This window comes from Chitinophaga sp. ARDCPP14, from assembly GCF_051362515.1.
Taxonomy (GTDB): Bacteria; Bacteroidota; Bacteroidia; order Chitinophagales; family Chitinophagaceae; genus Chitinophaga.
The window spans coordinates 262,858-282,793 of record NZ_JBKIXB010000009.1; the positions used below are offsets into that span (position 1 = coordinate 262,858).

General features: G+C 47.8%; 13 protein-coding genes. 10 read left to right on the plus strand and 3 right to left on the minus strand.

Annotated elements, in window-relative coordinates; all coding sequences use genetic code 11:
• Nucleotides 1–69: 69 nt before the first annotated feature.
• Together ACLHR0_RS23825 and ACLHR0_RS23830 are read left to right on the plus strand one after the other, a co-directional pair.
• Nucleotides 70–369, plus strand: a complete 300-nt coding sequence (locus ACLHR0_RS23825) for a thiamine-binding protein (RefSeq protein WP_370910370.1) — start codon at nt 70–72, stop codon at nt 367–369.
• Nucleotides 370–415: 46 nt separating this feature from the next.
• Nucleotides 416–913, plus strand: coding sequence for a PH domain-containing protein (locus ACLHR0_RS23830; protein WP_370910371.1), 498 nt, complete (start codon nt 416–418; stop codon nt 911–913).
• A gap of 66 nt (nt 914–979) precedes the next feature.
• Here the strand turns inward: ACLHR0_RS23830 and ACLHR0_RS23835 are convergent, their stop codons facing one another.
• Nucleotides 980–2,212, minus strand: coding sequence for a nucleoside recognition domain-containing protein (locus ACLHR0_RS23835; protein WP_429047749.1), 1,233 nt, complete (start codon nt 2,210–2,212; stop codon nt 980–982).
• A 67-nt stretch (nt 2,213–2,279) separates the two neighbouring features.
• Here ACLHR0_RS23835 and ychF point away from each other — a divergent pair, with 67 nt between their 5' ends.
• The 4 genes from ychF (at nt 2,280) to ACLHR0_RS23855 (ending at nt 10,497) form a co-directional block, all read left to right on the plus strand.
• Complete coding sequence (gene ychF, locus ACLHR0_RS23840; protein WP_436490034.1) at nt 2,280–3,383, plus strand: redox-regulated ATPase YchF; 1,104 nt, start codon at nt 2,280–2,282, stop codon at nt 3,381–3,383.
• A 168-nt stretch (nt 3,384–3,551) separates the two neighbouring features.
• Entirely contained in the window at nt 3,552–6,866 is a 3,315-nt protein-coding gene (locus tag ACLHR0_RS23845; protein ID WP_436490036.1) for a HEAT repeat domain-containing protein, read from the plus strand.
• A 14-nt stretch (nt 6,867–6,880) separates the two neighbouring features.
• The gene (locus ACLHR0_RS23850; protein ID WP_436490038.1) at nt 6,881–8,533 is read left to right on the plus strand and encodes an SWIM zinc finger family protein; all 1,653 of its coding nucleotides are present in this window, start codon (nt 6,881–6,883) and stop codon (nt 8,531–8,533) included.
• Between the two features lie 446 nt (nt 8,534–8,979).
• Nucleotides 8,980–10,497 carry a reverse transcriptase domain-containing protein gene (locus tag ACLHR0_RS23855; RefSeq protein ID WP_436490040.1) on the plus strand — a complete coding sequence of 506 codons (1,518 nt, stop codon included), beginning with the start codon at nt 8,980–8,982 and terminating at the stop codon, nt 10,495–10,497.
• Nucleotides 10,498–10,571: 74 nt separating this feature from the next.
• On the opposite strand, the gene ACLHR0_RS23860 is transcribed toward ACLHR0_RS23855, so the two are convergent.
• Nucleotides 10,572–13,433 (minus strand): TonB-dependent receptor, encoded by a 2,862-nt coding sequence (locus ACLHR0_RS23860; protein WP_370910377.1) that lies wholly within the window; start codon nt 13,431–13,433, stop codon nt 10,572–10,574.
• 158 nt (nt 13,434–13,591) lie between these two features.
• Nucleotides 13,592–14,629: a homoserine O-acetyltransferase MetX gene (gene metX, locus ACLHR0_RS23865; RefSeq protein WP_436490042.1), complete on the minus strand. Its 1,038-nt coding sequence runs from the start codon at nt 14,627–14,629 to the stop codon at nt 13,592–13,594.
• 124 nt (nt 14,630–14,753) lie between these two features.
• Here metX and ACLHR0_RS23870 point away from each other — a divergent pair, with 124 nt between their 5' ends.
• From ACLHR0_RS23870 to ACLHR0_RS23885, 4 genes are all read left to right on the plus strand, one after another.
• Nucleotides 14,754–15,173: an OsmC family protein gene (locus tag ACLHR0_RS23870; protein ID WP_370910379.1), complete on the plus strand. Its 420-nt coding sequence runs from the start codon at nt 14,754–14,756 to the stop codon at nt 15,171–15,173.
• A gap of 20 nt (nt 15,174–15,193) precedes the next feature.
• The gene (locus ACLHR0_RS23875; protein ID WP_436490045.1) at nt 15,194–16,384 is read left to right on the plus strand and encodes an O-succinylhomoserine sulfhydrylase; all 1,191 of its coding nucleotides are present in this window, start codon (nt 15,194–15,196) and stop codon (nt 16,382–16,384) included.
• Nucleotides 16,385–16,614: 230 nt separating this feature from the next.
• Nucleotides 16,615–16,968: a hypothetical protein gene (locus ACLHR0_RS23880; protein WP_370910382.1), complete on the plus strand. Its 354-nt coding sequence runs from the start codon at nt 16,615–16,617 to the stop codon at nt 16,966–16,968.
• An 80-nt stretch (nt 16,969–17,048) separates the two neighbouring features.
• Nucleotides 17,049–19,568: a DUF5686 and carboxypeptidase regulatory-like domain-containing protein gene (locus ACLHR0_RS23885; protein ID WP_436490047.1), complete on the plus strand. Its 2,520-nt coding sequence runs from the start codon at nt 17,049–17,051 to the stop codon at nt 19,566–19,568.
• The last annotated feature ends 368 nt before the right edge of the window (nt 19,569–19,936 follow it).

Here is a 19,936-nt window from a genome sequence, read left to right on the forward strand (position 1 = left end):
TTTAAACCATTACTGTAAGTATTTTGTTTTAATAGATTGGTAACCATAAAATTAAAAAGTAAATAAAAGATGAGCAATAAGATCAATTTAGCCCTTCAAATCATTCCTTCAGTACCTTCAGAGCAGGTTTACGCAGTAGTAGACGAAGCAATTGCGGTGATTAAAGATTCCGGTGTAAAATACAGGGTATGCCCTTTTGAAACGGTGATGGAAGGCACCTACGAGGAACTGATGGAAGTGGTACGTAAAACCCAGGAAGTATGTTTTAAGGCAGGTGCATCCCAGTTATTGGTATATATAAAAATGCAGATAAGAAAAGACGGGGATGTTACCATTGAAGAAAAAACAGGGAAGTATGATAGCATATAACCAATTTTTTTTATCTTACTCACCGAACTAAAGGAGAGCCATATATATGAGATACGCTGCCCCGTTGGATGATAACTCGAAGATTGTAACGAACCTGGTCATCATTATTACGCTTGTGTTTTTATGCAGACAGATGACGGATGTTTCGCATGATGCAGTTACCACTACCATGTTTTTGTTTATCCTGGTGCCAGCCATCCTGGTAGCCTGGTGTCTGAGCCCCCGGTATTACATTCTAACGGCTACGACTATACTTATCAAGCGCCCGCTGCATAGCATTACCATTCAGCTGGAAGATGTGGTAAGACTGAGAAGCATCACGGAAGAAGACCTGGGCACAAGCTCCCGCTTACTGGGATTAGGAGGCATTTTCGGGTACCTCGGTACCTACCGTTCCAGTGAAATAGGCAAGTACCAGCGCTGGTGTACCAGCCGGGAAAACCTGGTGCTGATAGAATCGCTCAACAGGAAATGGCTGATCAGCCCCACCGGTGCAGATGATTTTGTGAAACGGGTGAATGCCACGATTAATGTACCAGCTTAATAGCTATAAATGAAAAAAGGAAGGCTGAATGCCTTCCTTTTTTCATTTATAGCATACCCCGGTCGTTTAATGAAAGAAAAGATAGCCGAGTAATATTGCGCAGAGCATACCAAAGAAGTCGGCAATCAGTCCGGCTGCCAGGGCATACCGTGTGAGTTTGATATTGACTGAGCCAAAATACACTGCGAGCACGTAAAAGGTGGTTTCTGTGGTACCCTGTATAATGCTGGCCAGTTTACCCACAAAGGAATCCGGTCCGTGCGTTTTCAGGATATCCACCATCAGGGCACGGGCGCCTCCGCCACTCAGCGGTTTCATAAAGGCCACCGGCAGGGCAGGAACAAAATCCGTATTGAACCCCATCGCCGCAAACAAGAGTCCGATGCCGTTGGTGATATAGTCGAGGCAACCGGTGGTCCGGAACACGCTGATCGCTACCAGCATACCCACCAGGTAGGGAATAATTCTTACAGATACCTGGAAACCTTCTTTCGCCCCCTCAATAAAGGCATCGTATACGTTGATCTTTTTTACCATCCCTGCCACCAGGAAAATGATAACAATGCTGAAAATGATCGCGCCACCGAGGGAAGCCGTTTTAGGGCCTATCTCCGCAGGTGGTAAACTGCGGACCCAAAACCATAAGGCAGCCATAATCCCGGCAAACAGGGCCAGGAATACCAGGACAGGGAGTTTAAAAAGGTTGATCTTTTGATAGATGGAAACCACAAACATCCCCATGATAAAGGCCATGAACGTGGATATCAGGGTAGGAATGAAAATATCCGCCGGGTTAGCCGCACCCGCGGCCAGCCGTATGGCAATCACAGAAGTGGGGATCAGCACCACGCCAGCTGTATTCAATACCAGGAACATGATCTGCGGATTACTCGCTTCCTCCGGCCGGGGATTGATCTCCTGCAGCTCCTTCATCGCCTTCAGCCCCATAGGCGTGGCGGCATTATCCAGTCCCAGCATGGTGGCAGAGAAGTTCATCATCATAGACCCCATGGCCGGATGCCCCTTCGGCACCTCCGGGAACAGCTTGGAAAAGAAAGGATTTACCAGCCTGGAAAACCGGTTGATCATACCGGCCACCTCGCCGATCCGCATGATGCCCAGCCATAAAGTCATGATGCCGGCCAGTCCCAGGGAGATCTCTGCACCGGTTTTGGCGCTGGCAAACATGCCGTTCATAATCTCCCCAAAAATAGACGCATCATGTAAAACTACTGACTTGAAAAGTGCTACAACAAATGCAATAAGAAAAAATCCCAGCCATACGTAGTTTAATGCCATTAGATTATTGGTTTATTCAATCAACAAATAAACTAAAATAAACCTATCTTTGCGCAAATTTTAAAAAATGGCTTTGCAAGTTGGAATTGTAGGATTGCCGAATGTAGGAAAATCGACTTTATTTAATGCGGTGAGCAACAGCGCTAAGGCGCAGGCCAGTAACTACCGCTTCTGTACTATAGAACCTAACGTTGGCCAGGTGGATGTACCGGACGAACGTATGCATAAACTGGCAGAGCTGGTAAAGCCTGACCGCGTGGTGCCTACTACCATCGAGTTTGTGGACATTGCCGGCCTGGTTAAAGGCGCCAGCAAAGGGGAAGGTCTGGGAAACAAGTTCCTGGCCAATATCCGTGAGGTGGATGCGATCGTTCACGTGATCCGCTGCTTTGAAGATGAAAACATCCTCCGCGAAGAAGGAGAGATCAACCCTGTCAGCGATAAGGAAATCATTGACACCGAATTACAGCTGAAAGACCTCGACAGCGTGGAGCGTAAAGTGGCCCGTACCGAGAAAATGGCTAAAACCGGTGGCGATCCAAAAGCAAAGATTGAATTCGAAATACTGAAAAGATGCCAGGAACACCTGGAGAAAGGCCGTAACATCCGTGAACTGGGCCTCAGTAAAGAAGAAAGGGTAGCCATTGCCGACCTGTTCCTGCTCACTGAAAAACCAGTACTGTACGTAGCCAACGTAGATGAAGCATCCCTTCATACCGGTAACAAATTTTCCCAGGCCCTCCAGGAATCTGTGAAAGCAGAAAATGCCCAGGTAATTATCATGAACAACTCCATCGAAGCGCAAATCTCCGAAATGGAGGAGCCGGCCGATAAAGAATTGTTCCTGGGAGAATATGGACTGACTGAACCCGGCCTGAACCGCTTAATCCGTTCTGCCTATAACCTGCTGGAACTGATCACCTACTTCACTGCCGGCGTGCAGGAAGTACGTGCCTGGACCATCCATAAAGGCTGGAAAGCTCCCCAGGCTGCCAGCGTAATCCACACCGATTTTGAGAAAGGCTTCATTAAAGCAGAAGTAATTGCTTATGAAGATTACGTAAAATACGGATCTGAAGCAGCTGCCCGTGACAACGGCCGTCTGCGCATTGAAGGTAAAGAATACATCGTTGCCGACGGGGATGTTATGCACTTCCGCTTTAACGTTTAAAAATACTTCTGGATAAGATCCATGAAGGTTACAACAAAAAGACGGGCCGGCCATCCGGCCCGTTGCTATGTTACCCCTAACGTATATGCATATATTAATTATATAACCCCCATACGCCAAATTCAAAATTCTTTTATTAGCTTAGCCACCTATTTTTAATGTTAGCTCATGCGTATTGTCAGGAACGTAAAACTCTTTTTCCGGGAAGGAAACTCGGATAAGACCTATGAAATTGATCTTTGTGAGGTTGGCCCGGAACAGTATATTGTTAACTTCAGATATGGTAAACGCTTCGGTACCCTGAAAGACGGTACCAAAACTGTAAGCCCCGTAACATTATCTGCCGCCACCACTATATTCGATGGTCTTGAAAAAGAAAAAAGAAGTAAAGGTTATCTGGGAGAACAGGAAGCTGTTCAGGACCTGTCGTTTACCCCGGTAGATACTACCCTCGTGGAAAACGTGAAACACCGCGCTATCCTGAAACGTTTACAGGATGCGGTAGAAGGGAAAAGCAGCTTTAAAACTGCCTGGAGCACTTCCCGCGTAATATGGCGGGCCGGTGAAGAAAAGATAAAGGAAGCCGTTCCCTACCTGATCAAGCTCGTGGAAAAAGGCGACGGACTGCAACGCTATGCAGCTCTCTGGGCGCTGGGTAAATCAGGCGACCCCGCGGCCATCTCGGTACTCCGCTCTTATGCCGATAACAGCTCCCGCCCCCTGAATATCAGGATGCTGGCTGCCAACGGCCTGCTACTGCTATTGCCAACGGAAGAACGGGCGGCACATGTGCGTTCCTATCTCCAACGGCTGCCCGAAATATTCCAGCAGGCGGTTGCCAAAGGAAGTACAGAAGAATTGCTCACACTGTTGCAGCAACGGGTCATCACACAACAGGAGCAAAGCTACCCGCTGCTGGAAGACTTATACATCGTAGCCTTTGAACATTCCGCCGTGAGAATTGCCATCGGCAACTTCCTCATGCACCTGCCTTTCAGGCCATCCTGGTTCCAGCATATCCGCCATATCTTCAAACAGGCGGAACTGCGCGGCGATCAGGGAATTGTAGCCATCCTGGCTGCACGTTTCGAAAGGGAAGCCCCTATGTTTAAGAACCCGGGTACGAGCATAGATTATAACGATAAGCCGTTTGTTCCAAACACTTATATACCGGAACTGAAAGAATCTGTACAGGCAGATAAAGAACTGAAAAGGCCCACCAGTAAAGTTGCATTTTCAGACAGGACCCGTAATTACCTTCATTACCGCGTATTCCGCAACCTGCGCCAGTTCGGTGAACAAAATGACGATCATTATGTTCGCCTCGCTACCGCCCTGTTGCTGCAATACGAAGAAAGCAGGGATGCGGCCAAAGAATACCAGACCCACGAACATACCTGGGTGAATGGCCGCTATGAAAGCTTCTACCGCCAGTTTCCGGCTAATTCAAAACTGGTATACCTCAACTATATCCTCCGCGGAAACGCCGCCAACCTGCAATTAACGCCCGATCACAAGGAATGGGTTTTCAAAGATGAGGGAGCTTCTAACGCACAGGGACGGACGAAACTGACATCAGGTAGCAACCCCGACGCCGCGAAAGACAAAGGCGGCCTGCTAAAAAAACTCTTCGGCTGGCTGGGTGGTGAAAAGAACGCACCAGCATCGGCCGTACCGCCGGAGTATAAGGCATCACCGGCACAACCGGTGAGCGATGTGCCATTCCTGCAACTGTGGCAAAAGTTACCGCAGGCTTTCATCCAGCTGCTCATATCCGCACGCATGGAAGCGATCCACATCTTTGCCATGGAGCAACTGAAAGCCCATCCGGATTACAGCACCCTGAAAGATAAAATGGATGAAGGCGTGATTGCCGGGCTGCTGGCTAACGCATTTTCCATTCCATCCATGTTCGGGTTGGAACTGGCCAAAGAGAGATACGATCCCGCCAACCCGTCGTTGCGGCTATTATACATACTGGTGATGAGCCCACTGGATCTGGCCCGTTTACAGGGACTGCAGTGGATCAGCGAAAATGAGCCGGTTTGCTTTGCGGACATGGACTTCCTCATGCAGCTGATATTTTCGCCCTATAAGGAAGTGCGCGGCTTTGCCCGTAAGCAACTTAAACCGGCGTACCTGCCACTGGATAAGGCGAGAATACTCTCTGCAAAAGCAATTACTTCGTTGCTGGCATTGAAAACATCCACGCCGGCAGGCAATGAAAACCTGAATGATGGCTGTAATATCCTGGAGCAACATTGCCGGGAGGCACTAACGGAAACCGGCATGCCGGATATAGAAGCGTTGCTGCAAAGCCCGGTGGCGGCCAATCAGGCATTCGCGGCGCGCCTGCTGCTCCTGAAACAAGGAGCGTTTAACTTCAGCGAAATATCCGACGCGATGCTGAAACAGCTGATCAGCAATGAATTCCAGCCGGTAAGAGCTGCCGGTGTGGAAGTGCTGGAAGCAATGGGCGTCGATGAATTATTGAAAAGACCAGAACTGGTACTCCATATATTATTAAGTACGTACACGGATGTACGTAATGCGGTACGCCCACTTATCAGCCGGCTGGTACAGCAGGATAAACGCATGGCCGTTTACCTGGTAAATGAACTGGTGCCACTGCTCATGCGCAAGGAAACCGGGGAAGGCATGCATGCCGATATTGAAGCCACCCTCAGCAATGAGCTGGTTGACTATTTACAGGATATCGACACTGCTACCGCTTTACGCCTGCTGTACGCCAATTACAGGTCGGCACAACAATTCGGATTGCTGGTACTTGATAAATATATTCCTGCATCGGCGCTGTCCGTGAAACAGGTAATTGCTGCCGGTAATCATGAACTGCTGAAAGTAAGGGAGTGGAGCTGGCATTTTTACTACAACAACGTCGCCCGTATCCGTTTTGAAAGAGACGCCGCTATTGGCCTGCTCGATGCGAAATGGGACGATACCCGGCAGGAAGCAATGGAATTTTTCAGAACGCAGTTTACGGATAACGATTGGTCGCCGGAAACACTGGTGGCGGTGGCCGACAGCGTGCGGCCCGATATCCAGGCCTTTGGCCGGGAATTGCTGCTGCGCTTCTTCCGCGAACAGGACGGACAAACCTACCTGTTGAAATTAAGCCAACACCCAAGTGAAAGCATGCAGTTATTTGCGACTAACTACCTGCAGCAATATGCCGCTGGCAACCTGGTGTTTCTGCAACAGCTGGAACATTATTTCCGGGTGGTACTAAGCAGGGTAAACAAAGCCCGCGCCGCCAAGGAACGGATCTTCGTATTCCTGGAAAAGGAAGCCATGAAGTCGGAGGAAGCAGCTGCTTATATCGGTCATATTATTGCGCATATATCCGCTACTGTAGCCATTGGCGACAAAGCCCGCTGCATTGCCATAATGCGTAGTATCCAGGAACGGTATGCGGTAGAACTGCCGATTGAAATAGTGCCAACAGCGATTAGAGTATCTTAAAAAGTAATCCATTTATGTTATTCAATTACAGATACAGCGGAAACTCCAACGTGTTCAGCAATGCCACCGCTGCGGGCATTTCCTTTGCACCGGATACCCGTCGTGACCCTACCTTTTTTGTGGGTAAGCTGCATAAAAAAATAGCTTTCCGGGAGGCCATCTCCGCCCTGCATGATGTAGTGGTATCCGATCTGCGCTTTAAACCGAAAGATAAAACAGCCTATAAAGAATGGGCCGCCCAGCAGGAAACAGTGTGGCTGGCGGAGTTCATGAACGGCTATGATGCGCAGGCGGCCGATCAGCGGATAGACGGGCTGAGAGGGGAACTCAATGGTATTTACCAGGAGAAGGAAAAAGTGATGGCCCCTTTTTATAAAGCCCGTAAAAATTATTTCGATTATTTATACCAGAAAGACCGCGACGCCTGGTTTGTACTGGACCCGGTGATCAGCGTACATCCGGATGAACTGTTCTTTGAATGTTTCAGCCAGGACGAATCTACCTACGGAAAGCTGAGTGCGAGTTATAATGTTTTCAAAGAAGTGAACGAGTTTGAATGCGGCACTACCAATATTGATTATTCTGCATCGCTTTATAACGAATTCCAGAAGATCCGTGATTATAAGGAAACAGATTTTAAGATTGATCCCGCCGGCTTCCAGGTGCAAACCTCGCAGGAGGAACTATATCATGAAGTAAAGATCGATTTGCCCGATAGCTGGGTGAGGGGCTTTCTGCAGGTGAGTTCTGCGATGACACTGCCCGCCGCAACGTTTGACCTGCATCCTATGGATGTATATAATTTCTGTTCCTGGCTGCGGCGCTTCAAAGAAAAACACGGGCCACGGTCGATCCGTTTTATCCTGGAACCCGGTAAACCGGTACGTGCAGTGTTTGAGCCATGGAACCAGGAAATCGTATGTGCAAGATCGTTATACACCGGCCCGCAAAGCAGGGAGATCAGGATATGGGGGAGAAGACGGTTGCTGATCCTGGAAAGGCTGATTCCAATTGCGAAGAAGTTCACCGTGCATCTTACCGGTAACGGGTTGCCATCCTTTTATGTAGCGGATCTTGGCGATATGCAGTTTACACTGGGGCTCAGCGGATGGACCGCCAACGACTGGTCGCGCGCCGGGCAGTTTGACCTTATGGCGCCAAGAGCAGACGTGAGCGACGTAGCAAAGCTCACCGTTTTTGAAGACCTGAAAACCAGGTGGATGGCTAAACCGGAAACGATTGTTGCCGCCACCGGCCTTGATAGGGCTACCGTATTGGGGGCACTGGGAATTTATACCCAGGCAGGCAAAGTAATTTACGATCTGCACACTGGCTTTTACCGCCTCCGTGAACTAAGTCGTGAGCCACTGCCGCTGGACCAGCTGCGCTTTGCCAATCCGCAGGAAGGGGAAGCCACCAAACTGGTGCAGGCCGGAAAAGTGGAACTGACGGCTACCGATATCCCGGGAGTAGGTTTGCAGCTGAAAGGAAATGTAAAAGGTGTGCAACGTATATACCATCCCGTTATTACCATTGATGCGGATGAAAGATTAAGTAATGCACACTGTGACTGTAATTTTTATAGTACGAATAAATTATACAAGGGGCCGTGCGAACACATGCTGGCACTGCGTATAGCGCATTCGGAAAATAAAGCGGTAAAATAATTTAAGGAGGTGTTTTTATTTCCGGAGATTATTTTCTACCTTGCTGACTCGTTAATAACAAAGATCTTTGTAAAGAGGAATTGATTGCACTTGCGCCCGAAAAGGGACGAATGATGTTTCGTCATTCAGGTATTCTGACTATACATGCTTCACTAAATGCAATCTTTACTTTGGGAGGGGGCTACGGTACGCATATTTCCAGTAGAAGCCCCCTGGGCTGAAATATGCGTACCGTAGCCCCCTCCCTGGAGTTGATTGATTTAGTCAATGGTTTGCACGAAGGCCTTTTCCTCTTTACAGAATTTTGTTTCCCCTTCTCAGCAGGGCCGTATCACCGCCCATTTTCCACCCTTTTACTGGTATTTTATTTTAGACGACCGGATTTTTATTACGGATAGGCTCCGTTGTCAAAGTCATGAAACAGCATAAATACAAACATATTTATCATGTCCTTAACCCGTCAACAACTGTACGATAAGATACGTGCATCCTCTAAAGAGGAATATATATTACAGGAAATGACACGCCTGGGTTTCTGGGCCGAAAATGTTGCGCAGCCTTCACCTGCGGCTACCCTCATCCAGAAGGAAAATGAGGTGCGCCGGCAGTTGAACGATCTGATGAACGAACGGCAGCGATACCGCAACAAGCGGGCAATGCTGGAAGATATGCGCAAGGCCCGCATGGCAAAAGCCAAACTGAAAAGGGAAGAAACAAAACAACGCCGCGAAACCGCAAGAAAAGAAAGAGCCGCCGCATGGGCCATCACCAAAGATCAGCAGATCGTATATCTTGGTGAGGAAGTATCTGCCGGCTTAAATAAAGTGGTGCCGGATGTAGCGCAACTCCAAAAGTTCGGACTGCCGGTATGGGCCGACGCTACCGCGTTAGCCAACGCTATGGGCATCACCATCGGCAAACTGAGGTATTTATCTTTTAACCGGAAAGTCGGGCATCATACCCACTATCAACGTTTTCAGATCCCAAAAAAATCCGGCGGCGCCCGCACCATTTCTGCGCCGATGCCGCAACTGAAAGCCGCACAACACTGGATCCTGGAGAATATTCTCTATAAAATAAAAAATGATGAATCAGCTCACGGCTTCGTACCGGGCAGATCTATCGTTACCAACGCAGCGCCACATACCGGTCAGGATATCGTGATCAACATTGATCTGCGCGACTTCTTCCCGTCTATTGAATACAAACGGGTAAAAGGACTATTCTGTAAACTCGGATACGCTGAACAGGTAGCTACCATACTGGCGCTTATTTGTACAGAACCGGAAGTAGATGAAGTACTGCTCGATGGCCGCAAATACTATGTGGCTAAAACAGCCCGGCATCTCCCGCAGGGAGCCCCTACCAGCCCCGCTATTACAAACCTGATCTGTTATAAGCTGGACAGGCGTTTTGCAGGTTTGGCGGCAAAGTACGGATACGCCTATACGAGATATGCAGACGACATGACATTTTCTGCCAAAGGCCCGGCTGCAGATAAAGCAGGACAATTGCTGCGTGCCGTGAAAATGTTTGTAAAAGAAGAAGGTTTTACCATCCACCCCGATAAACTAAAGGTGATGCGTAAAGGAGATAAGCACGAAGTAACGGGCATCGTGGTAAATGAAAAGCTGAGCCTGGACCGTACCACCCTGCGTAAATTCCGCGCCTTGCTACACCAGGTAGAGAAAACCGGTTTAGCCAATAAAAGCTGGGGCAAAGGAAAAAATGTTATCAGCAGCATGGAAGGTTACGCCAACTTTGTATACATGGTGAAACCGGAACTGGGCGCAAAGCTGAAAGCCACACTGGGCGCATTGCTGCAAAGGGAAGATATTAAGGCAGAAGCCCGCAGCCTGTGGACAGGAGAAAGCACGGCTAAAAAAATTACGCCACAGGTCAATGCCATACCACTCAACAATCCAACCACCCCGTCAGACAAACCCTGGTGGGACGTAGTATAACAATCGACAAACAAATATAAAAAGCCCCGGGTATTATTTTCTGACAAGAAAACAGTATCCGGGGCTTCTTCCTTTTATAAATTATAGCCTATAGAAATATAGCCTTGTGTGCCAATAGTGGGATTACCCCACGACTGTATATATTTCTTATTCAGGATATTGGCGGCGCCCAGTTTTACCGTGGTTTTAGCCTTCGGGAAAAACTTACTCACCATTGCATCCAATGTGCCATAGGCAGGAATTTCGCTAAGACCAGCGGCATTTAAATTAGGTCCTACAAAAGACGACTGCCATATGAAGGAGTCCTGCCATTTCCATAATACGTTAAACGCAAAATTGGAATTGGCAATGTTGCGGTTACCGAAATTCAGGCTGTAGCGCACCTTTGGTGTGTTATACATCGTCATAAATGAACCCAGGTCCTTTTCATTGGTGAGTTCATTATAAGAGATGTTACCACCGGCGGTGAAATTGAGCGGCAGGCTGTAATCCAGTCCCAATGCCCATCCCCAGGAATGCACTACTTCAGTGGCGCTTACCGGCACAGAGAAGATATTATTCTTTGCAGGATCTGCGGTTGGTTGCACCAGCACCTGTGTACCATTCATATTCTTGAAATCATTTTTATAGATATAGGCATCCACCAGCAATTGTTTTGCGATTACTGCCTTATAACCTATTTCATATGCCTGGATCCTTTCCGGCAGGAATTCACGGAAAACATACTGTTGGGGAGCACCCGCCTGTACCGACTGGAGAGAGAACACCGGTCCTTTATCCAGGCCATAACGTTCGCGCAGGAATGGCAAGCCGCCGATCAGGTGTGCCTGCGGCGTTACGAGATCGATATACTGATCCTGGTTGTGTGGAATACGGAAGCCTGTTTGATAGGAAGCGCGGATATTATGCGTACCGAGGAACGTATATACAGCTGACAAACGTGGACTGAACTGGCCTTTAAAGTTCATGTTCTTATCATAGCGCAGGGAGCCGGTCAGTTTCACGTGGTCCTCTATAATCTTTTTCATGATCTGCACATAACCGCCATACTCATTGATACGGAATTCATCGCCGTTGTCATCTACTGCAAACAGTGTTTTTTCTGAGTTCAGCGCATAGCGGCGGTAGTTGCCGCCTACCAGTATTTCAGCAAAGTGAATCAGGTTATGGAAGTTGTACATGAACTCTGCCTGATACAGGTTGGTTTTATCGGTGAACTTAGCGCCCACACCGGAAGCGTCTCCGGGGATGGGTTTGTTCTTCACTTTATCTGCGGCAGCATCAAACTCTGGTGTGCCTGGGATCAGGCGGCCCTTGTCGGCATTGGTTCTGGCAGCGCCGATAAAGTTGGCCTGCTGTGATTGAACTGCCGCCTGGGCAGCAGCAAATGCAGCGGGAATTCCTTGTCCGAGGTTATTGGTAAAAGTTGTTTTAAAAAGATTGCCTGCGGCCAGTCCATAGGTACCGAAGTATTCACTATACCACTGCTGACTGGTTTTCCAGGCCTCATTGATACCGGCAGCCAGGGTACCACCGGCGTAGCTGTCGCCCGCCCTTTCCTGTGTAGTGTATAATCTTACATAGAAGTCAGGGCTCTTCAATTCCACTTTATACTGGCCCATGTTGAAGTTTTTCAGGGAATAGCGGTCAGCTCCTGTGTACACGGTAGTACCGGAGCCATAGCTGCCCTGTAAAATGGCTTCGAGATTGGTAGTGAGCCGGTAATGCAATGCAGCATTCAGTTTGAGGTTTTTGGTAGTATAGTCTACTACGTCCGCTTCGTTGTAACCGGTGCGGGTTACGTTCGACATATTCTGCGGAGGCAGGATAGCATTATATAACTGATCCGGTGTGAGGGCGCCTCCCAGTTGCTGCGACAATGCAACCATTTGCGGCATCAGGGCAGGTTTCAGGCCGGTGTACATATTTACGGTATTCTCATCTCCATATACATTCACGCCATTATAGCCTTCATTATTAGCGCGGGTGCCATTTTCGAGGGTATGACCGTTTGCCAGGCTCTGGTCGCGGTGATCATATGCCTGCCAGTCCTTCGCCTGTAAATAGCCTACGTTCAGCTTAAAGGCAACCTTGTCACTAAAGGCATGTGCGTAACGCACAGATACATCGTAATACCCGGTAGTGGCGGTAGAGCGGCCTGCATCATTGAGGAAACCGGTTTTTACAAGGGCGCTGAGTCCCTGGTACTGGAACGGGTTTTTGCTGTTCATCAGGAGGATACCGTTGAGGGCATTGGGGCCATACAACGCGGATGCCGCGCCAGGGATGAGTTCCATGTTGTCGAGATCCACTTCCGGAATGCCCACCATGTTGCCCACGGCAAAGTTCAGCCCGGGGGCCTGGTTGTCCATTCCATCATTCAGTTGCAGCACGCGGGTATTACCATTGCTGTTAAAGCCGCGGGTATTCACTGATTTGAACGTTAAGCTCTGGGTGCTCATTTCAACGCCTTTCAGGTTGGCCAGCGCATCATAATAAGAAGGTGCGGGGGAGGCCTTCAGGGCGCGGGCATCCAGTTTTTCGATGGACACCGGTGATTGAAGGATGCTTTCCTGTGTACGGCTGGCGGCTACTACTACTTCCTGGCCGAGAATTTCAGTGGAGCTGAGTTCTATTACCAGTTTGTCCGCCGCAGAGGAGACTTCCCGCTCTTCTGTTTTGAAGCCTACGTAGGAGAACACCAGTGTTAACGGGAACGCATGTGTGGTTCTGAGGGTAAAAGCGCCTCCGCTGCCGGTGATAGTCCCGGTATTGGAGCCTTTAACTGCTACGGTTACACCGGGCATGACGTTGCCGGAACCTTTTTCGCGTACAGTACCATTAAGGGAGACAGGGTTTTGGGCCGAAATTATCTGGGTCAGGGATAATAAAAGCACCAGGCAGCCGATGAAGGCTTTGATTAGAATGCTTCTCATACACGATGGATTTATAAAAGGTTTAGACTCGGTTTAAATAAATATAAAGAAAAAAAACCGCATATAGCCATCGGGAGTGCAGGGGATTAAAATAAAAATGCAACAGGGTCATCCTGCTGCATCTATCTTGTTATAATACCTTAAAAATCAATGTGCTGTTATTGCATCCATTCCTGTAAAATGCTGCCGATCTTCTCAAATTCTATCAGGAAACCATCATGTCCGTACGAAGAATCTATTTCATGATAAGTAGCGTGTGGAAGATGTGCCGCTATAAACTGCTGTTCCTCCGGCGGGCATAAAATGTCACTGCTGATGCCTATGAGCAGGGTAGGCTGCTGAATATGAGAAAGGGTAGTGGTAATATCTTCATGACGGCCACGGGCAATATTATGGCTGTCCATTGCCTTGGTGAGCAGCCAGTACGACTGCGCATTAAAGCGTTTTACGAGTTTGTCGCCCTGGTAAATGATATAGGAGGAAGCCCTGAAATTATCGGTCTTCTCTTTATCTTCATCTGATTGCGCGCGCACGAAGGTGTGGTAGTTGCGATAAGTAAGCATACCAATAGCCCTGGCGGCTTTCAGCCCTTTCGATCCTGCGCTGTGGTTGTTGTCCTGCCACGTATCATCCGCTTCAATAGCCAGTCGCTGCGCAGTATGGATGGCAATACCCCAGGCGCTTTCCGCGGCTCCTGTGCACAGCAGGAACAGACGGTCGGTAACAGCCGGCTCCAGCAATGCCCATTCCAGTGCCTGGTAGCCGCCCATAGAACCGCCGATCAGCAGGTGGATACGGGGAATCTGCAGCTGCTTCCTGAGCAGGATATGCGCCTGTACCATATCCCGGATGGTAATGGTAGGAAACTGCCGATACCATGGATGGCCGGTTTCCGGGTTTACAGTATGCGGGCCGCTGCTGCCATAGCAGGACCCAATGATATTAGCACACACAATGAAATGCCTGGCAGGGTCGATCGCTTTACCGGGTCCGATTAAGCCAGTCCACCAGTCAGCCGCATCACTGTTGGCGGTTAAGGCATGACATACCCAAACCACGTTGCTGCCATCTTCTTTCATCGTACCATACGTATGATACGCGATATGTAATCCCGGTAATACTTCGCCGGATTCTAACCGGAATGCTGTTTGACTGTGAAATACCTTTGCCGACAATGCTTCTTCGAATTTGCGCAAAACTACAATATCAGAATTAAAAATTGCAAAATAGCGCCGGTGATTTATGAATTAGGGAGGAATGACGGCCACTGCATAAATCCTGATGGTTTTATTTATCTTTGTTGAAGATAACCTAATAATCATGAAGATAGCATTACAAAGAGTAGATGACGGATTTAATATGGAGGCAGTAGATGAAGGCGGCCACAAAGTACTGATGGACTCATCTCTGGAAAATGGCGGTAAGAATAACGGAGTAAGACCTATGCAAATGGTGATCATGGGCCTTGGTGGTTGTTCTGCCATTGATGTGATGATGATCCTGAAGAAACAACGCCAGGAAGTAACCGATTTCCGTATTGAAATTGACGCAGAAAGAGAAAAAGGAAAAGAACCTTCCCTCTGGGAAACGGCTCACCTGGTATTTCATCTCAAAGGTAATATTGATCCCGATAAAGCAGCACGCGCTGTGGAATTGTCTATGAACAAATATTGTTCTGTGGCGGAAACCCTGCGTCAGGGTAAAACAAAACTGACCTGGGAAGTGAAACTGAACGCATAAATGCTGTAACTACCATATCCATGAGCAAAGAAAAAAATCAATACCAACCGGATACCAATGCGGTAAGAATGCAGACGCCTAAAACGGACCAGATGGAGCATTCTGTACCCATGTTCCTGACCTCCAGTTTTTGTTTTGATAACGCAGAAGAAATGCGTGCTACTTTCGCGGACGAAACAGACTTCAATATCTATAGCCGTTTCAGCAATCCCAATGTAGACGAATTTGTACAGAAGATGTGCGCCCTTGAAGGAGGAGAAGCCGGCTATGCTACGGCCTCCGGTATGAGCGCAATTTTTGCCAGCTTCATGGCCCTGCTCAAAACCGGCGATCACCTGCTGTCTGCCCGCTCTATCTTCGGCTCCACCCACACCGTGATCACGAAGTTCCTGCCAAAATGGGGCATTGAAACTTCCTATTTTGATATGACCGATCCCGCCGGTATTGAAGCCATGATAAAGCCCAATACCCGGATGATTTTCGTGGAAACGCCGTCTAATCCAGGTCTTGAGATCATAGACCTGGAACTGCTGGCCGGCATTGCCAATAAGCATAATATCATTTTAAACGTCGACAACTGCTTTGCAACGCCTGTATTGCAACGCCCTATTGAATACGGCGCCCACCTGGTTACCCATTCGGCTACCAAATGGATTGACGGACAAGGACGTGTACTCGGCGGAGTAGTAGTAGGAAAGGCGGAACTGATCAAGGAAATCCATACTTTTTGCAGAAGTACCGGCCCGGCCATGTCGCCATTCAACGCATGGGTGCTCAGCAAAAGCCTGGAAACCCTCTATGTAAGAATGGAACGTCATTCGGCCAGTGCCTTGAAACTCGCCGAGCGCCTGGAAAACAACCCGCACCTGCTGTCAGTGAAATATCCTTTGCTGACTAGTCACCCGCAATACAACATTGCCAAAAAACAAATGAATGGCGGCGGTGGTATCGTATGCTTTGAACTGAAAGGCGGCCTGCAACAGGGCGTTCGTTTCCTGGATGCCTTACAGCTCCTTTCACTCACCGCTAACCTGGGCGATAGCCGCAGCATTGCTTCGCATCCTGCCAGCACCACCCACGCAAAGCTCTCTGAAGAAGAACGCGCCATTGCCGGTATCACGCCAGGACTGATACGGATTTCGGTAGGACTGGAAAACATTAAGGATATCGTGGAAGACATAGAGCAGGCACTGAATGCGAGTGCCCTGTAGCGGATGTTGTCTTACTCAGGATTACGCTGATTATACTGATTTTACTTTTTGGATTTTATTAAGATTATAAAGATTTAAGAGAGACTAAAGCAATTTTATTATTTGTTCTTTTTTTTAAAAGAAAATCATAAAAATCCAAAAAATCCAAAAAGTAAAATCAGTATAATCAGCGTAATCCTGAGAAAGACAAAATTCGCACAAATCCGCATTATTCTACTTATATTAGAATCATGAAATCCTTTGCCCATTTTCTCCTGATCCTTCTCCTGTCTTATGTAGCAGGTATGGTGCTGCCCTGGTGGAGCGTTGCGCTCGTGGCTTTCCTCGTAACGTTGCTTATGCCGCTGTCACCGGGTAAATCATTCTTCAGCGCCTTCATGGGCGTGTTTGTGTTATGGATGATCCTGGCTTTTTATATGGATGTAAGAAATGATCACCTGCTCGCCAACCGTATGAGTGAAATGATATTGAAAGTACGAAGCGCACCGCTTATGGGTGTAGTCAGTTCCTTTATCGGCGGACTCGTAGCCGGCTTCGCCGCCAGCTCTGCTGCGTTTGTCCGTGCTGCAAAAAAGCCCGCCTGATTACTTATCCAGGGTGTTAAAATTCTGATAAAACAGCTTATTCAAATAACCTGTAAGCAGTTCGCCGTTACATTTGGAATATGAAGAACTACCTGTCTGCCCTGTTTTGCATTTTCATTTCCAGCTACTGCCAGGCTATTGCGGTGAAAGGCCGCGTTACGGATGATAAAGATCAGCCGCTCCCATTTGCTACCGTATTCATCAAAGGAACTACCACCGGCACTACTACCAACGCTGCCGGCCAATACCAGCTTGATCTCCCTGCCGGTCAATATACGGTGGTATGCCAGTATATCGGTTTTAAAAGAACGGAACTGCCGCTTAACGTGAATGCCTCAACGCAGGTACTCGACTTTCATTTGCAGCCTATTAACATGCAGATAAAAGAAGTGGTAGTAAAAGCCAATGGAGAAGATCCCGCCTATGCTATCATCCGGCAAGCCATTAAGAAACGGCATTTCTACCAGCAACAGGTGAAAGAATATACCTGCATGTCCTATATCAAAGGGACTATCGGAATGAAAAATGTGCCAGGAAGATTCATGGGACAGAAAATAGATAAGAACGACATGGGAGTGGACAGCACCGGGAAAGGCATGATATTCCTGTCGGAGTCAGTAACTAAAATATCTGCAAGGCAGCCGGATAAAATAAAACTGGAAGTCATTTCCTCCCGCAAAAGTGGCGGTGGCTTTGGCTTAAGCTTCCCTGCCATCATCAGCTTCTATGATAACAATGTTTCCGCCGTTATCACACAAATGGGCCCCAGGGGTTATATTTCTCCCATTGCAGAAAATGCACTGGCCTACTATAAATACCGGCTGGAAGGCACCTTCACGGAAGAAGGCAAAACCGTTAATAAAATACAGGTGATTCCCCGCCGTAAACAGGAGCCACTGTTTTCAGGATATATCTTCATTACCGATGACGACTGGCGCATTCACAGCACAGACCTGATCCTTACCGGTGAATACCAGCTGGAACTGATGGACACGCTGGAGATCCGCCAAACCCACGTACCCGTTACCGCCGACATCTGGCGCGTAAAAGACCAGGTAATGCACATCTCATTTAATAAGTTTGGTTTCCGCATGGGTGGCAGCTTCGTCAATGTATACTCCGATTATAATGTACATCCTCAATTCCCGCCGAAGTTTTTTGATAACACCTTCCTCAAATATGATTCTGCCTTTGATAAACAAGGACATACTTATTGGGACAGCATCCGGCCGGTTCCGCTGGAAACCGCTGAGGTGAAGGATTATCACGAAAAAGACAGCATCGCTAAAGCGGCGCGCGACTCCTCCTTTTCCCGCTATCACCTCGATTCCCTGCAACGGAAACAGAAACCGGTGAAAGTAACGGATGTGCTCTGGAACGGTGTAAAACATAAGTACTATTTCCGCCGCGACAGCTCCATACAATATCATTCCCTCAGTGTAAAAGGACTGCTGAAATCACTGAAGTATAATACCGTGGAAGGGCTGGTCATTGCAGTGGAGCCTGAGCTGAACATCTATACAGGAGAAGAAAGCAGCCTGCGGATAACACCTTTCTTCCGGTACGGATTGAGCAATACTCACTTCAATGCCTATACGCAAATTGATTTCAGTAACAGGAGTAAAGTACAGAAGCGTTATGGCCGCAACGACTGGTCACTGGCAGGAGGGAAGCGCATCTCCCAGTTTAACCAGGACAATCCCATCGATAATATCGCCAATGAGTTTTATACCCTGTTCCTGAAGGAAAACTATATGAAGCTCTATGAAAACTGGTTTGGTAAACTGCGCTACGCGCGTACGTTCCAGACAAATGACCAGTTATCGTTCGCCGCTACTTATGAAAGCAGGAACCCGGTAGAAAATACCACCGACTTTGTAATCTTTAAAAACGACCGTAAGCAGTTTACGCCCAACCATCCCTATGAGCTGGCCAACGTGCCCTTTGAAAAGCACCAGGCGTTAATACTGGATGTGGATTTTACCTTCCAGCCCGGTCAACAGTTTGTGGAATTGCCCGACCGGAAAATCCCTTTTGGCTCCAAATACCCCACGTTCAAAGTAGGCTACAGCAAAGGGATACCCAATGTGGCAAACAGTATTGTTGATTTCGACAAATGGAGTTTCTCCGTTCAGGACAACATGAACTTCAAGTTGTTGGGGGAATTCCGCTACCGTATCGGCGCCGGCGGGTTCCTGAACGACCGGAACGTACAAATACCCGATTACCAGCACTTCAATGGCAACCAGACTTTCTATAACATGAAATACCTGAACAGCTTCCAGCTGGCGCCGTATTACCAGTACAGTACTACCGCCCCGTTTTATGCTACCGCTAATGTAGAACACCATTTCAATGGATTACTCACCAATAAAATTCCATTGTTCAACCGCCTGAAATGGAACCTGGTGGCAGGCGCCAACGCATTTTATGTAAACAGTGATAATAACTATGTAGAAGTTTTTGGAGGTATTGAAAATATTCTGAAGATGATCAGGGTAGATGTAGTAACGGGTTATCAGAGTAAAGAAGATACCCGTATAGGCGTCCGGGTTGGTTTTGGAGGTATCCTGGGGAATATGGTGAAGTTTAAGAACTAAGAACTGACAGTGATTCCGGGGACCTGTTACCACCTGTTATTGCTTGCCAGGTAACAAAATCCCCGTATCTCATCATTCACAAACCGGTTCTAAAATTTCTTCCTGCTCTTTATCTCTTTCTTTTCATCAAAGAAATATGCCAGTAACCTGTAGATCCAGATACCAACAACTGCATAAATAAAGTAGGTAATGTAAATACTCATAAAATAACATTTTCGGGTTAAACAATATTGCTTCTCTTAATCAATTTTCAAAAAGGGTGCCAATCGGGGTTGTAACTTATCTGCAAAGTTATATACAATAATTATCAAATAGTTATAAAAAAATAAATATTTTTTAGATCTCCGGTGAACCTTTGGTGGCCTTAA